Annotated in this window: 12 protein-coding genes; 7 read left to right on the top strand and 5 right to left on the bottom strand. The window is 73.8% G+C overall.

The window, feature by feature from the left end; all coding sequences use genetic code 11:
• Nucleotides 1-28 precede the first annotated feature (28 nt).
• From TEK04_RS09340 to TEK04_RS09325, 4 genes are all read left to right on the top strand, one after another.
• Nucleotides 29-1,447, top strand: a complete 1,419-nt coding sequence (locus TEK04_RS09340) for a hypothetical protein (protein ID WP_336404062.1) — start codon at nucleotides 29-31, stop codon at nucleotides 1,445-1,447.
• An 87-nt stretch (nucleotides 1,448-1,534) separates the two neighbouring features.
• The gene (lipA, locus tag TEK04_RS09335; protein WP_336404061.1) at nucleotides 1,535-2,479 is read left to right on the top strand and encodes a lipoyl synthase; all 945 of its coding nucleotides are present in this window, start codon (nucleotides 1,535-1,537) and stop codon (nucleotides 2,477-2,479) included.
• Between the two features lie 51 nt (nucleotides 2,480-2,530).
• The gene (locus TEK04_RS09330; protein WP_336404060.1) at nucleotides 2,531-3,334 is read left to right on the top strand and encodes a DUF4191 domain-containing protein; all 804 of its coding nucleotides are present in this window, start codon (nucleotides 2,531-2,533) and stop codon (nucleotides 3,332-3,334) included.
• On the top strand, nucleotides 3,331-4,458 hold the full coding sequence (locus TEK04_RS09325; RefSeq protein ID WP_336404059.1) for an aminotransferase-like domain-containing protein: 1,128 nt from the start codon (nucleotides 3,331-3,333) through the stop codon (nucleotides 4,456-4,458). The genes TEK04_RS09330 and TEK04_RS09325 overlap by 4 nt, the downstream gene beginning before the upstream one ends.
• A gap of 51 nt (nucleotides 4,459-4,509) precedes the next feature.
• On the opposite strand, the gene TEK04_RS09320 is transcribed toward TEK04_RS09325, so the two are convergent.
• A complete protein-coding gene (locus TEK04_RS09320) occupies nucleotides 4,510-4,929 on the bottom strand; it encodes an RDD family protein (RefSeq protein WP_336404058.1) in 420 nt (139 codons plus the stop codon).
• 122 nt (nucleotides 4,930-5,051) lie between these two features.
• Between TEK04_RS09320 and glnA the strand changes: the two genes are divergently transcribed.
• The 3 genes from glnA (at nucleotide 5,052) to TEK04_RS09305 (ending at nucleotide 8,020) form a co-directional block, all read left to right on the top strand.
• A complete protein-coding gene (gene glnA, locus TEK04_RS09315; protein ID WP_336404057.1) occupies nucleotides 5,052-6,488 on the top strand; it encodes a type I glutamate--ammonia ligase in 1,437 nt (478 codons plus the stop codon).
• 241 nt (nucleotides 6,489-6,729) lie between these two features.
• Nucleotides 6,730-6,900, top strand: coding sequence for a hypothetical protein (locus TEK04_RS09310; protein ID WP_336404056.1), 171 nt, complete (start codon nucleotides 6,730-6,732; stop codon nucleotides 6,898-6,900).
• A gap of 100 nt (nucleotides 6,901-7,000) precedes the next feature.
• Nucleotides 7,001-8,020 carry an iron-containing redox enzyme family protein gene (locus TEK04_RS09305; protein WP_336404055.1) on the top strand — a complete coding sequence of 340 codons (1,020 nt, stop codon included), beginning with the start codon at nucleotides 7,001-7,003 and terminating at the stop codon, nucleotides 8,018-8,020.
• 4 nt (nucleotides 8,021-8,024) lie between these two features.
• Here TEK04_RS09305 and TEK04_RS09300 read toward each other — a convergent pair whose 3' ends face one another.
• The 4 genes from TEK04_RS09300 to TEK04_RS09285 are packed head-to-tail and all read right to left on the bottom strand — an operon-like array spanning nucleotide 8,025 to nucleotide 13,506.
• Nucleotides 8,025-8,297 carry a CDGSH iron-sulfur domain-containing protein gene (locus tag TEK04_RS09300; RefSeq protein WP_336404054.1) on the bottom strand — a complete coding sequence of 91 codons (273 nt, stop codon included), beginning with the start codon at nucleotides 8,295-8,297 and terminating at the stop codon, nucleotides 8,025-8,027.
• 29 nt (nucleotides 8,298-8,326) lie between these two features.
• Complete coding sequence (locus TEK04_RS09295) at nucleotides 8,327-11,428, bottom strand: bifunctional [glutamine synthetase] adenylyltransferase/[glutamine synthetase]-adenylyl-L-tyrosine phosphorylase (protein ID WP_336404053.1); 3,102 nt, start codon at nucleotides 11,426-11,428, stop codon at nucleotides 8,327-8,329.
• Nucleotides 11,425-12,144 (bottom strand): type 1 glutamine amidotransferase, encoded by a 720-nt coding sequence (locus tag TEK04_RS09290; RefSeq protein WP_336404052.1) that lies wholly within the window; start codon nucleotides 12,142-12,144, stop codon nucleotides 11,425-11,427. Before TEK04_RS09290 ends, TEK04_RS09295 begins: the two co-directional genes overlap by 4 nt.
• Before the next feature lie 21 nt (nucleotides 12,145-12,165).
• On the bottom strand, nucleotides 12,166-13,506 hold the full coding sequence (locus TEK04_RS09285) for a glutamine synthetase family protein (RefSeq protein WP_336404051.1): 1,341 nt from the start codon (nucleotides 13,504-13,506) through the stop codon (nucleotides 12,166-12,168).
• Nucleotides 13,507-13,516 lie beyond the last annotated feature (10 nt).

The following is a 13,516-nucleotide window of genomic DNA, read 5'->3' as shown; positions in this document are numbered from 1 at the left end:
CCGAGACGATCAACTCGGAGGTGCGTTCGTGTTCCGCAAGAAGAGCCATGCCCAGGTCATCGGCGCAGAACTGCAGGAGGGCCTCGCGCACTTCGGTTCGGCGGTCAACGAGGCGGGCCGGGCCACTGCCGAGCACCTCGGGCCGCGCTACGAGGCAGCCGCGAAGTCCGCGCAGAAGACGCTCGAGAAGGACGTCGCCCCCCGCCTCGAGGCCGCGGTCGCTGCGGTGTCGCCGCGGCTCGAGGCGGCCCGCGACGCGCTCGAGCCGCGCCTGGAGGCCGCGCAGAAGTCCCTGGCCCCGCAGCTGAAGAACGCGCAGAAGGTCTACGAGAAGGACGTCGTCCCCCGGCTGGAGGCAGCCCGCGACGCCGCGGCTGCCGGGGTGGCCACCGCCGTCGCCACGGCCGGTCCGAAGCTGGTCGAGGCTCGCGACACCGCCGCCCCCCGCCTGGCCGAGGCGGCCAAGAGCGCGCAGAAGACGCTGGAGAAGGACGTCGCGCCGCGGGTGCAGGCAGCGGTCGGCCCGCGCCTGGAGGCCGTCCGCGACGCCGCCGCCCCCGCGCTGCACAACGCCCGCGGGACCGTCGTCGCGAGCCTGGAGACCGCCCGCGGTGAGCTCGAGCACCGTCGTGCCGAGCTGGCCTCGGCCGCCGCCGCAGCCGGTGGCACCGTGGCCGCGGCCGCCGAGGAGGGCGGCAAGCGCACCCGCACCGCGCGCAAGCAGGCCGCGAAGCGCTCCGCGCAGCTGCAGAAGGATGCCGCCGCGCAGGCCAAGGCCGTGAAGAAGCAGGCGAAGGCCGGCCGGTCCGACGCGGTCTCGGCCGCCGAGGCCGCCCGCGACCTGGCTGCTGCCCGGGTCGCCGAGCTGCGGTCGGCCGCCGAGAGCAACCGCAAGACCGTAACCAAGAAGGCCGACAAGCTGTCGAAGAAGGCCGAGAAGCGGCGCCGGGAGCTGGCCAAGGCCGCGCAGAAGGCGGCCCGCGACACCCGCAAGCAGACCGCGGCGACCACGCACGACCTGGCCCAGCGCGTCGGCGTGGAGAAGAAGCCTCGCCGGTGGCCGTGGCTGCTGCTGGCCCTGGGCGTCGGCGGTGCTGCGTTCGCCGTCGTCCGCCGGGCCACCGCGGCCGACGACCCGTGGACCCCCGCTCCCACCGGCGACGGGCCGGTGCCCACCTACCGGGAGGACCCCGTGCCCAGCAGCTCCGACACCCCCGCCGAGACCCCCGCCGACCCCACGGTCGAGCCCACCGACGGCGGCGCGGCCGTGTCCACCGCCGAGGACGCCCCCGGTGACGCGACCCCGAAGAGCACCGACCTCGGCTGGCGCGACGGCAAGCACCACGACACGCAGTCGGAGTCGCCCGACGCCGCCCCGCAGGTCAACCACGTGCCGTCGGAGGAGACGCTCGACAAGCCCCCGCTCGGCCGCGACGGCGACCAGTAGCCACCCGCTGCGACCAGCAGCACCGCTCCCCGAGGGGGCGTCCCGGCCGACCGCCGGGGCGCCCCCTCGGCGCGTACCTTGGGGATCATGAGCGCCACGATCGAGCCGGCCGGCCGCAAGCTGCTGCGCCTGGAGGTCCGCAACTCCCAGACCCCGATCGAGCGCAAACCCGACTGGATCAAGACGCGGCTCAAGACCGGGCCCGAGTACACCGAGCTCAGGTCGCTGGTCAAGCGCGAGGGCCTGCACACCGTGTGCGAGGAGGCGGGCTGCCCCAACATCTACGAGTGCTGGGAGGACCGCGAGGCCACGTTCCTCATCGGCGGCGACCAGTGCACCCGCCGGTGCGACTTCTGCCAGATCGACACCGGCAAGCCCGCCGACTTCGACCGCGACGAGCCCCGCCGTGTGGCCGAGAGCGTCGCCACCATGGCGCTGAAGTACGCCACCGTCACCGGGGTCGCCCGCGACGACCTGCCCGACGGCGGCGCCTGGCTGTACGCCGAGACCGTCCGCCAGATCCACGCGGCCGTGCCCGGGTGCGGCGTCGAGCTGCTCATCCCCGACTTCAACGCCGACCCCGACCAGCTCGCCGAGGTCTTCTCCTCCCGGCCCGAAGTGCTCGCCCACAACGTCGAGACCGTGCCGCGCATCTTCAAGCGCATCCGCCCGGGCTTCCGGTTCGAGCGGTCGCTGGCGGTCATCACCGCCGCCCGCGAGGCCGGCCTGGTCACCAAGTCCAACCTCATCCTGGGCATGGGCGAGGAGCCGCACGAGGTCACCGAGACCATGCAGGCCCTGCACGACGCCGGTTGCGACCTGCTGACCATCACCCAGTACCTGCGCCCCAGCCCCCGGCACCACCCCGTCGTCCGCTGGGTCAAGCCGCAGGAGTTCGTCGACTTCGCAGCGCAGGCCGAGGAGATCGGCTTCCCGGGCGTGCTGGCCGGCCCGCTGGTGCGCAGCTCCTACCGCGCGGGCCGGCTCTACCAGCAGGCCGTCGCGGCACGGGGGCTGACGCCGGCCGTCTGAGACGGTCCCGCACCGGCACGGTCTGTCGGTGCGGGGCCGTATCCTCAGGCCATGGCCCGCAGCAAGCCCGCAGACGCGTCCCCTCCCCCGTCGACGAAGACCGGCAAGGGCGCCACCGCCGCCGGCAAGGGCGAGAAGGCGAAGCTGGGCAAGGACGGCAAGCCCAAGGTCGGTCGCTGGAAGAAGTTCACGACCTCGCTGGGCCAGATCAAGCAGGCCTACACGCTCACCCGGAAGAACGACCCGAAGCTGCCCTGGGTCATGCTCATCGCCTTCGTGGTGGTGGCCGCGGTCGTCGAGCTGGTCGCGATCCTGTTCAACGCGCCCCTGCTGTTCCTGCCCATCGCCGTCCTGCTGGGCCTGCTGGCCGCGCTGGTGGTGTTCAGCCGCCGCGCGCAGGGTTCGGCCTACCGCCAGGTGGAGGGCCAGCCCGGCGCCGCGGCCTGGGTGCTCGAGGGCATGCGGGGCGACTGGCGGGTGTCCTCCGGCGTGGCCGGCACCCCGCAGCTGGACGCCGTGCACCGCGTGCTGGGCCGCCCCGGCATCATCCTGGTCGCCGAGGGCGCACCGCAGCGGGTGCGGCCACTCATCGCGCAGGAGAAGCGCCGCATCGCCAAGGTGGTCGGCGACACCCCGATCTACGACATCACCGTCGGTGACGCCGAGGGCCAGGTGCCCCTGAAGAAGCTGTCCTCGCACGTGATGAAGCTGCCGCGCAACCTCGACGGCGCCGAGGTCAACAGCCTCGGCAAGCGCATGGCCGCCCTCGGCGGCGCCCGCATGCCCATCCCCGGCGGGCCGATGCCGGGCGGTCGCCAGATGACGGTCAGCCAGCGTCAGATGCGCCGCCGGTGAGCGCCGACGTGCAGGACGCCGCCGTGCGCCCGGTGTCCTTCGCCCGGGGGGCGCCCTCGGTCGACATCGTCGACGTCGAGGGTCTGCAGCAGGCTGCCCACGACGCGTTCGCCGCCGACCCGGCCGGGCTCACCGGCTACGGCACGGCGGTGGGCTACCTGCCGCTGCGGGCCTGGATCGCCGCCAAGCACGACGTCCCCGTCGAGCACGTCCTGGTGACCAACGGCTCGATGCAGGCCGACGCGTTCCTGTTCGACGAGCTGGTGACCCCCGGCACCACGGTGCTGGCCGAGCGCCCCACCTACGACCGCACGCTGCTGGGGCTGCGCGAGCGCGGCGCCGACGTCCGGCTGGTGACGCTTGAGGAGGACGGCATCGCCGTCGAGGAGGTCGCCGCGCTGCTGGCCGACGGCGTGCGGCCATCGCTGGTGCACGTCATCCCCACCTTCCAGAACCCGGCGGGCTACACGCTGTCCCGCGCCAAGCGCGAGCGGCTGCTGGAGCTGGCCCGGGAGCACGACTTCGTCGTGTTCGAGGACGACCCCTACGTCGACGTGCGCTTCAGCGGCGAGCCTCTCCCCCGCATGCTCGAGCTCGACGGCGGAGCGGGCAGCGAGCACGTGGTCTACGCCTGCTCGTTCTCCAAGACCATCTGCCCGGGCATCCGGGTGGGGTACCTGGTGGGGCCGCCGGCGATCATCGACCGGGTCCGCGTCCGCGCCACGGGGACCTACATCGCGCCGAACATGGTCGCGCAGGGCATCGTGCACGCCTACCTCACCGGGTCCCGGTTCCCGACCGCGCTGGAGCGGGTGAAGAGCGCCCTCGGCGAGCGGGTCGCAGAGCTCGACCGGGCCCTGCGGGAGCACCTGCCGCAGGCGTCGTTCCGGCGGCCGGAGGGCGGCTACTTCCTGTGGGTGTCGCTGCCAGCGGACGAGGGCCACGACGTCGCCCGCATCGTGGCCGAGGCCGCCGACCGCGGCGTGGCCATCGTGCCGGGCACCGACTTCCTCCTGGAGGGCGGCGAGAACTCCTTCCGGCTGGCCTACTCCGCCGTGCAGGTGGGCGACGTCGACTCCGGCGTCCGGCGGCTGGCCGAGGCCGTGGCTGCGGCGCGCCGCTGACCGCCGACCTACCCGCCCCACCGCGGCGGGTGGGTCACCACGCGCGTGGGGTCAGACCGACCGGATGACGGCGGTGGAGGTCAGCCGGTCGTGCAGCCCGCGCCCGTCGCCGTCCACCACCAGGGCCGGCACCAGCAGCATCAACAGCCCGGTGCGGACCACGGCCCGCCACAGGGCCACCCGCTCGCCCTGGCGCGGGTGGGCCAGCTGCAGCTTGAGCAGTGCCTGGCCGGGCGTCCGGCCGACCAGCACCAGCGACGCCACGGTGATGAGGCCGAACGAGAGCAGGCTCCAGTTCTGCGGGATGCCCTGCACCACGGCGGCCGCGACGACGGCGGACAGCACGGCGTCCACGACGAAGGCGACCGCCCGGGTGCCGAACGGCGCGATGGACCCCGGCCCGTCGGCCGGCAGCCCCAGTGCCGCCCCCCGCGCGCGCCCCTGAGAGGGTGAGGACCCGTCCCTGACCATGCCGTCAGGGTAGTGACGACACGCCGGGGCCGGTGTTACCGCACGGAAACATGCGGGACACCGGGGGGCAACCGCCCGCTCCTAGCGTGCCTGTCGGCCGCCCGCCCACTCCCGGAGGATCGATGTTCAACTCTCCCGACGAGGTCACGAAGTACATCAAGGACAACGACGTCAAGTTCGTCGACGTCCGGTTCTGCGACCTCCCCGGCGTCATGCAGCACTTCACCATCCCGGCGGAGACCTTCGGCGAGGACACCTTCTCCGACGGGCTCGGCTTCGACGGGTCCTCGATCCGCGGCTTCCAGGCCATCAACGAGTCGGACATGCTCCTGCTGCCCGACGCCAACAGCGCCTTCGTGGACCCGTTCCGCACCTACAAGACGCTGAACGTCAACTTCTTCATCCACGACCCGATCACCCGCGAGGCCTACTCGCGCGACCCGCGCAACGTGGCGAAGAAGGCCGAGGCCTACCTGGCCAGCTCCGGCATCGCCGACACCGCCTACTTCGGCCCCGAGGCCGAGTTCTACATCTTCGACTCGGTCCGCCACGACACCGGCGTGAACGAGGGCTACTACCACATCGACTCGGTCGAGGGTGCCTGGAACTCCGGCTCGCTGACCGGCGAGAACGGCGTCGGCCCGAACCTGGGCTACAAGACCCGCCTGAAGGGCGGCTACTTCCCGGTCGAGCCCTACGACCACTACAGCGACCTGCGCGCGGCCATGATGAGCAACCTCGCCAACGCGGGGCTGGAGCTCGAGCGTGGCCACCACGAGGTGGGCACCGGCGGCCAGGCCGAGATCAACTACAAGTTCGACACCCTGCTGCGCTCGGCCGACAGCCTCATGCTGTTCAAGTACATCATCAAGAACACCGCCTGGGCGCACGGCAAGACCGCCACCTTCATGCCCAAGCCGCTGTTCGGCGACAACGGGTCGGGCATGCACTGCCACCAGTCGCTGTGGAAGGACGGCCAGCCGCTCTTCGCCGCCGAGACCGGCTACGCCGGTCTGTCGGACATGGCCCGCCACTACATCGGTGGTCTGCTCAAGCACGCCCCGTCGCTGCTGGCCTTCACCAACCCCACGGTGAACAGCTACCACCGCCTGGTGCCCGGCTTCGAGGCCCCGATCAACCTCGTGTACTCCGCGCGCAACCGCTCGGCCTGCTGCCGCATCCCGATCTCGGGCGACAACCCGAAGGCCAAGCGCATCGAGTTCCGCGTGCCCGACCCGTCGGCCAACCCCTACCTCGCGTTCTCCGCGATGATGATGGCCGGCCTCGACGGCATCAAGAACAAGATCGAGCCCCCGGCGCCGGTCGACAAGGACCTCTACGAGCTGCCCCCCGAGGAGGCCCTGGGCATCGACAAGGTGCCCGCGTCGCTGGACGCCGTCCTCGACCGGCTCGAGGTCGACCACGACTACCTGCTCGACGGTGGCGTGTTCACCCCCGACCTGATCGAGACCTGGATCGAGTACAAGCGCGACAACGAGATCACCCCGATCCGTCTGCGCCCGCACCCGCACGAGTTCGCGATGTACTACGACATCTGAGCCACCGGCACCCGACGGCCCCCGACCTCCACCGAGGTCGGGGGCCGTCGTCGTCCCGCGGCCCCGTGGGGCGGCGCTCCGACGACGCCCGGGACGACGCGTGGACGGCGCCACGGCGACGCGTCCACGCTGGTGGCGGGAGCTGACCGCATGTCGGTACGGCTTGGTCACCGTTTGCCGACGAATCGACAAATCCCCTCGATGTAACTTCGAGTGCCAGCACGAACACGAGGAGCTACCGATGACCCGCACCACTGCCCACGCCCACCGCCCCGAGCTCGACGACGTCGAGGGCTGCGGGTGCGCGGGTCGTTGCCGGCTCCAGGGCGACTGCCTGACCGAGGCGCTGGTGGACGAGCGGTTCGGCGTGTGGGCCCGGTCGGAGCGCCGCGCCCTCCGCCTCGCCTCCTGAACCCCCTCCCGAGCTGCCTGCTGAACCGGATCTGCCCGCCGGACCCGTCCGCACCGGCCCCTGAGGTTCTGGACCCCTCGCCCGCGGGCATGGGACGACGGTGCCCCTCCCCGAACCGCGTGGCCCGCTGACCGACGCCCTCCTGACCGACCTCGTCGCGGGCGCCTTGCGACCCAGCACCCTCGCGCTGGCCGACCAGACCGCCGCGACCCCCGTGCCGCTGGCCGACGACGACCTCCAGCTGGCGCTCTACACCTGCTACGAGCTGCACTACCGCGGGTTCCCCGAGGTCGACGACCGCTGGGAGTGGGACCCGCAGCTGCTGGGCCTGCGGGCCGTCCTGGAGCAGGCCTTCGAGACCGCCCTGCGCGAGGCGGCCGACCCGTGGGTGCGCTCCTGGGCCGTCGACGGCGAGCCGGTGGACCGGCAGCTGGCCGCGATGGTCGCCGCCGACGACGGCCCCTCGCTCTCCGAGCACCTCGCCAAGCGCGCCGACGAGACCCAGTGGGCCGAGTTCCTCACCCTCCGGTCGGTCTACCACCTGAAGGAGGCCGATCCGCACACCTGGGCCATCCCGCGCATCGCGGGTCGGGCCAAGGCCGCGCTGGTGGAGATCCAGGCCGACGAGTACGGCGGCGGCTCCCCCGTGCGCATGCACTCGGCGCTGTTCGCCCGCCTCATGCGTGCCTTCGACCTCGACGACACCCACGGTGCGCACGTCGACACCGCGCCGGCCGAGGTCCTGGCCACGCTGAACGCCATGAGCTTCCTGGGTCTGCACCGCCGGCACCGCGGCGCGGTCGTCGGTCACCTCGCGCTGATCGAGATGACCTCGACCGCACCCAGCCGCCGCTACGCCTCGGGGCTGCGCCGCCTGGGCAAGGGCGAGGACGCGACGCTCTTCTACGACGAGCACGTGGAGGCCGACGCCGTGCACGAGCAGGTGGCCTCGGTCGACATGTGCGGGTCACTCGTGGCCGACGAGCCCGCGCTGCACCCCGCCGTGCTGTTCGGCGCGGCCGTGGCGCTCGAGCTGGAGGCGCGCGCCGGGGCCCACGTCCTGCAGGAGTGGACCGCCGGGCGGTCGGCGCTGCGCGCCCGCACCCCCGTCCCGGCCTGACCCGTCAGCCGGCCGGCCGCTCCTCCTCCTCGAGGGCGGCCAGCCGGCTGCTGGGCCGCGCCGACCGCGGCGCGCTCGGCGCCGAGAACCCCGCGCGCTTGTGGCTCCCGTCGCAGAAGGGCTTGAGGCCGGACTTGCCGCACCGGCACAGCGCGACGACGTCCCGGCCGGGGTCGAACTCCACGCCGTCGGCGTCGACGAGGCGGAAGTCGCCGCGCACGACCAGGGGGCCGTCGCGGTAGGGGGTGATGGTGGCGGGCTCGCGGTCGTCGGGCACCGGTCGTCCCTGCCCGGGCCGCCCGGCGCTCAACCCCGGTCGGCGTCGCGGCCGTAGAAGACGCGTTCGACCACCGAACGGGCGTGCCGGGTGGCGCGGCGGTAGTCGTCGACGAACTCGCCCGGGTCCGCCTCGGCCGGGTAACCGCTCGCCCGGGCCACCCCCGCCAGTTCGAGACCCGGCCGGGGCAGCTGGTCACCGGGCCGGCCGCGCACCAGGAAGACCGCGTTGCGTGCACGGCTGGCCCGTTCCCACGCCTCGCGCAGGGCCGCGGCGTCGTCGGGGTCGAGCAGGCCGGCGGCCACGAGCCCGTCCAGCGCCTCGGTGGTCGCCGTGACCTGCAGGGCCGGGTGGTCGTGGGCGTGCTGCAGCTGCAGCAACTGCACCGTCCACTCGACGTCGGCCAGCCCGCCCCGGCCGAGCTTCGTGTGGGTGGCGGGGTCGGCCCCCCGGGGCAGCCGTTCGCTCTCGACCCGGGCCTTGATCCGCCGGATCTCGGCCACCTGCGCGTCGTCCAGTCCGGCCGCCGGCCACCGGAGGGGGTCGACGAGCGCGCAGAACTCCCGACCGAGCTCGGCGTCCCCGGCGACCGGCTCGGCCCGCAGCAGCGCCTGCACCTCCCAGACCGAGACCCACCGTTCGTAGTACTCCGCGAAGGCCGACAGGCTGCGCGACAGCGACCCCTGCCGGCCCTCCGGGCGCAGGTTGGCGTCGACCTCGAACGCCGGGTCGGGTGCGGGCTCGGAGAGCAGTCGGCGCAGGGTGTGCGCGATCTGGTTGGCTGCCCCGGCGGCCCCGGACTCGTCGTGCCCGGGCCGGGCCCGGTGCACGAACAGGACGTCGGCGTCGGACCCGTAGCCCATCTCGCGCCCGCCCAGCCGGCCCATGCCGATGACCGCGAGGTCGACCGGGACCTCCTCCACCGGCACCCGGGCCTCGGCGGCCCAGCTGCGCCGGGCCGCGCTCAACCCGGCCTGCAGGGTGGCGACGGCGACGTCGCGCAGCGCCGCGCCGACGGCGACGACGTCGAGCAGCCCCAGCAGGTCGGCGCACGCGATGCGCAGCAGCTCGGTGCGCCGCAGGCCGCGCAGCACGGTGACGCCCTCGGCGGCGTCCGCGGCCCGGGCGACCGACTGCTGCCACGCCGAGGTGAGCGCAGCAGCCGGTCGCGGGCTCAGCTCCTCGTCGCGGGCCAGCAGCCGCAGCGCCTCGGGGGTGCGGGTGAGCAGGCCCGCGACGTACTGCGACGACCCCAGGAGCCGGGCCAGCCGCTCGGCCACCTGCCCCTCGTCGCGCAGCAGCCGCAGGTACCACTGGTTGCCGCCCAGGGCCTCCGAGACCCGCCGGTAGGCCAGCAACCCGGCGTCGGGGTCGGCGCAGTCGGCGAGGGTCTGCAGGACGACGGGCAGCAGGTAGCGCTGCATCGACGCCGAACGGGACAACCCACCGGTGAGGGCGGCCAGGTGCCGCAGCGCCCCCTCCGGGTCGGCGAAGCCCAGGGCGCGCAACCAGACCCCGGCCGCCTCCGACCCCAGCGCGAGCTGCTCACCGGGCACCCGGGCCACCGCCGTGAGCAGGGGCCGGTAGAACAGCTTCTCGTGGATGCGGCGCACCTCGCGGGTGTGCAGCGCGAGCTCGGCGCGCAGCACGGCGACGGCGTCCCCGCGGTGGTCGGGCCGGTAGCCCATCGACCGGGCCAGCCAGCGCAGCTGCACCTCGTCGGTGGGCAGCAGGTGGGTGCGGCGCAGCCGCAGCAGCTGCAGGCGGTGCTCGACGGTGCGCAGGAAGCGGTAGGAGGCGGTGAGGGTGGCGGCGTCCTCGCGCCCCACGTAGCCGCCCGACGACAGCGCCAGCAGCCCCGGCAGCGTGCCGCCGGTGCGCAGGGAGGCGTCGACCCGCCCGTGCACCAGCTGCAGCAGCTGCACGCTGAACTCGACGTCGCGCAGGCCGCCGCGGCCCAGCTTGAGCTCACGACCGGCCTGCGCCGGCGGGATGAGCGACTCGACCCGGCGGCGCATGGCCTGCACCTCGCCGACGAACCCGGGCCGGTCGCCGGCCTTCCAGACCAGGGGCCAGAGCGCATCGACGTACTCGTGGCAGAGCCCGGGGTCGCCGGCCACGCCGCGCATCTTGAGCAGCGCCTGGAACTCCCAGGTGCTGGCCCACTGCTCGTAGTAGGCGACGTGCCCGGCCAGGGTGCGCACCAGCTGGCCGGCCTTGCCCTCGGGCCGCAGAGCGGCGTCGACCTCCCAGGCCGCCTCGTGGCAGACCCGCATGAGCGTCGAGCAGACCTTGGCCGCGGTGGCGGTGGCCGCGGCGTCGTCGTCGCCGTCGGCGCCGCCGAGGGGCTCGGCCACGAACACGACGTCGACGTCGCTGACGTAGTTGAGCTCGCGGCCCCCGCACTTGCCCAGGCCGATCACCGCGATGCGGCACGGCGTCGTGCCCGGCGGCTGGTCGGCCACGGCGATGGCCAGGCCGGCGACCAGCACGGCACCGGCCAGGTCGGCGAGCTCGCCGGCCACCTCGTCGGCGGTGAGGCCGTCCCCCAGGTCGCGTCCGGCGACCGCCAGGACCGCCCGCAGGTAGGCCCGGCGCAGGTCGCGCACGCGGGAGACGTCGGAGTCCGGCGCGGGCGTGCCCAGGCCGACCCCCCACGGCGGGTCGTCGGGGTCGGCGCCGACCGCCCGCAGCATCTGCTGCTCCAGCGACAACGGGGTGGGCCGGGCCGGGCCGTCGTCGGTGTCGAGCACCGTCCAGTCCTCGGGGTGGGCCACCAGGTGGTCGTCGAGCCCGGCGCTGGCGCCCAGGACGGCCAGCAACCGCGCGCGCAGCCCGGCGGAGCCCCGAAGCCGGGCCAGCAGCTGGGCGGCCAGCTCACCGGCGGGGTCCTCGCGGTCGAGGGCCTCGACCAGCCGGGCGAGGGTGAGCAGGGCCAGGTCGGGGTCCCCGGCCCGGGCCAGCGCCGACACCACCGGTGCGGCTTCGGGGTCGGCCGGCTCGTTGCGCGCGAGGTCCCACAGCCCGAGCTCGGGCGAGGAGAGCAGCCGCGCGGCCTTGTCGCCGTCCTCGAAGCCGAACCGGACCAGCCGCACGACCGCCGGGCGCGGGACCTCGACCGGCCCGGTCACGCCTGTGCGTGCGAGCGCACGAGGGCGGCGAACCGCTCCGCGAACGGCGCCCAGGTCGCCTCGATGTCGGGGTGGGCCGCCGCCGCCCGGTCGCTGACCTCGGCCAGGTCCAGACCGCTGGCGGCCACGCCCACCGGGTCGTGCGCGGCCCAGGACGCGGCGATCTCCGGGGTGGTCTCGATGTGGAACTGCAGGCCGTACACGTGCGCGCCGAGCCGGTAGGCCTGGACGTCGCAGACCGGGTTGGCGGCCAGCACCACCGCGCCGGCGGGCAGCGCCGCCACCTCGTCGTGGTGCCAGGCGATGACGTCGGGGGAGAGCGGCAGACCCGCGAACACCGGGTCGGACTCGGCGGCGTCGCGCCGGGCCACCAGGGTGGCGCCGACCTCGGGCCCGTCGGGGCGCACCCGGGTGCTGCCGCCGGTGGCCTGCGCCAGCAGCTGGGCGCCCAGGCAGATCGCCAGGGTCGGCACGTCGTCGGCGGCCGCCTGCGCCAGCAGGTCGCGCACCGGGGCCAGCTCGGTCGCGCCCTCGTCGAGGGAGGACTGCGGCCCGCCCAGCACCAGCAGCCCGTCGTGCCCGGCGAGGTCGGCGGGCACCTCGTCACCGGCGTCGAGGTGCCGCTCGTCGAGCTCGAGACCGGCGGCCGCGAGCCACTCGCCCAGCCGCGCCGGCGGATCGGTGTCGGACGGGACGACGACGAGCAGACGAGTCACGGACGTGAGCTTATGGAACCGCTACAGGCCCGGCAGGTAGCGCTGGAGCTCGAAGGGGGTGACGTTGCGCCGGTAGGAGTTGAACTCCTCCCACTTGTTGCGCAGGAAGAACTGGAAGACGTGCTCGCCGAGGGTCTCGGCCACCAGCTCGCTGCCCTCCATCGCCGTCAGCGCCTCGCCCAGGCTCACCGGGAGGTCCTCGTAGCCGGCCGCGCGGCGCTCGGTGTCGGTGAGCGACCAGACGTCGTCCTCGGCCTCCGGCGGCAGCTCGTAGCCCTCCTCGATGCCCTTGAGCCCGGCGGCCAGCAGCACGGCGAAGGTGAGGTAGGGGTTGCACGCGCTGTCGGGCGAGCGCACCTCGACCCGGGCCGAGTTGGCCTTGGAGGGTTTGTAGGAGGGCAGCCGCACCAGCGCCGAGCGGTTGGCCTTGCCCCAGGTGGCGGCGGTGGGGGCCTCGGTGCCGGCGAGCAGGCGGCGGTAGGAGTTCACCGTCTGGTTGGTGACCGCGGTGACCTCGCGGGCGTGCTTGAGCAGCCCGGCGATGAACTGCTTGCCGGTCGTCGACAGGCGCATGGGGTCGGCGGGGTCGTGGAAGGCGTTGCGGTCACCCTCGAACAGCGACAGGTGGGTGTGCATGGCCGAGCCGGCCAGGTCGGTGAACGGCTTGGGCATGAAGGTGGCGTGCACGCCCTGGGCCAGCGCGACCTCCCGCACCACGTGCCGCAGGGTCATGATGTTGTCGGCCATGGACAGGGCGTCGGCGTAGCGCAGGTCGATCTCCTGCTGGCCCGGGGCGACCTCGTGGTGGCTGAACTCCACCGAGATGCCCATCGCCTCCAGGGCGAAGACGGCCTCGCGGCGGAAGTCGTGCGCCACGTTGTGCGTGGAGAGGTCGAAGTAGCCACCGGTGTCGGCCGGGGTCGGCGGTGTGCCGTCGTCGGGGAGGTCCTTGAGCAGGAAGAACTCGATCTCGGGGTGGGTGTAGAAGGTGAACCCCATGTCGGCGGCCTTGCCCAGCGCCCGGCGCAGCACGTGCCGCGGGTCGGCCCAGGCGGGGCTGCCGTCGGGCAGGGTGATGTCGCAGAACATGCGGGCGGTCTCGCTGGCCCCGCCCTTGGCCGAGGGCATCACCTGGAAGGTGCCCGGGTCGGGCTTGGCGAGCATGTCGGACTCGTAGACCCGGGCGAAGCCCTCGATGGCCGAGCCGTCGAAGCCGATGCCCTCGGCGAACGCGGCCTCGATCTCGGCCGGCGCCACGGCCACGGCCTTGAGGTAGCCCGACACGTCGGTGAACCAGAGCCGGACGAACCGGATGTCGCGCTCTTCCAGGGTGCGCAGGACGAACTCCTGCTGGCGGTCCATGGTCGGCATC

Origin of the sequence: Klenkia sesuvii (genome assembly GCF_037083825.1) — a bacterium.
Lineage (GTDB): Bacteria > Actinomycetota > Actinomycetes > Mycobacteriales > Geodermatophilaceae > Klenkia > Klenkia sesuvii.
Note: the sequence above shows the minus strand (reverse complement) of the source record. Positions and strands in the feature narration are given on the sequence as shown.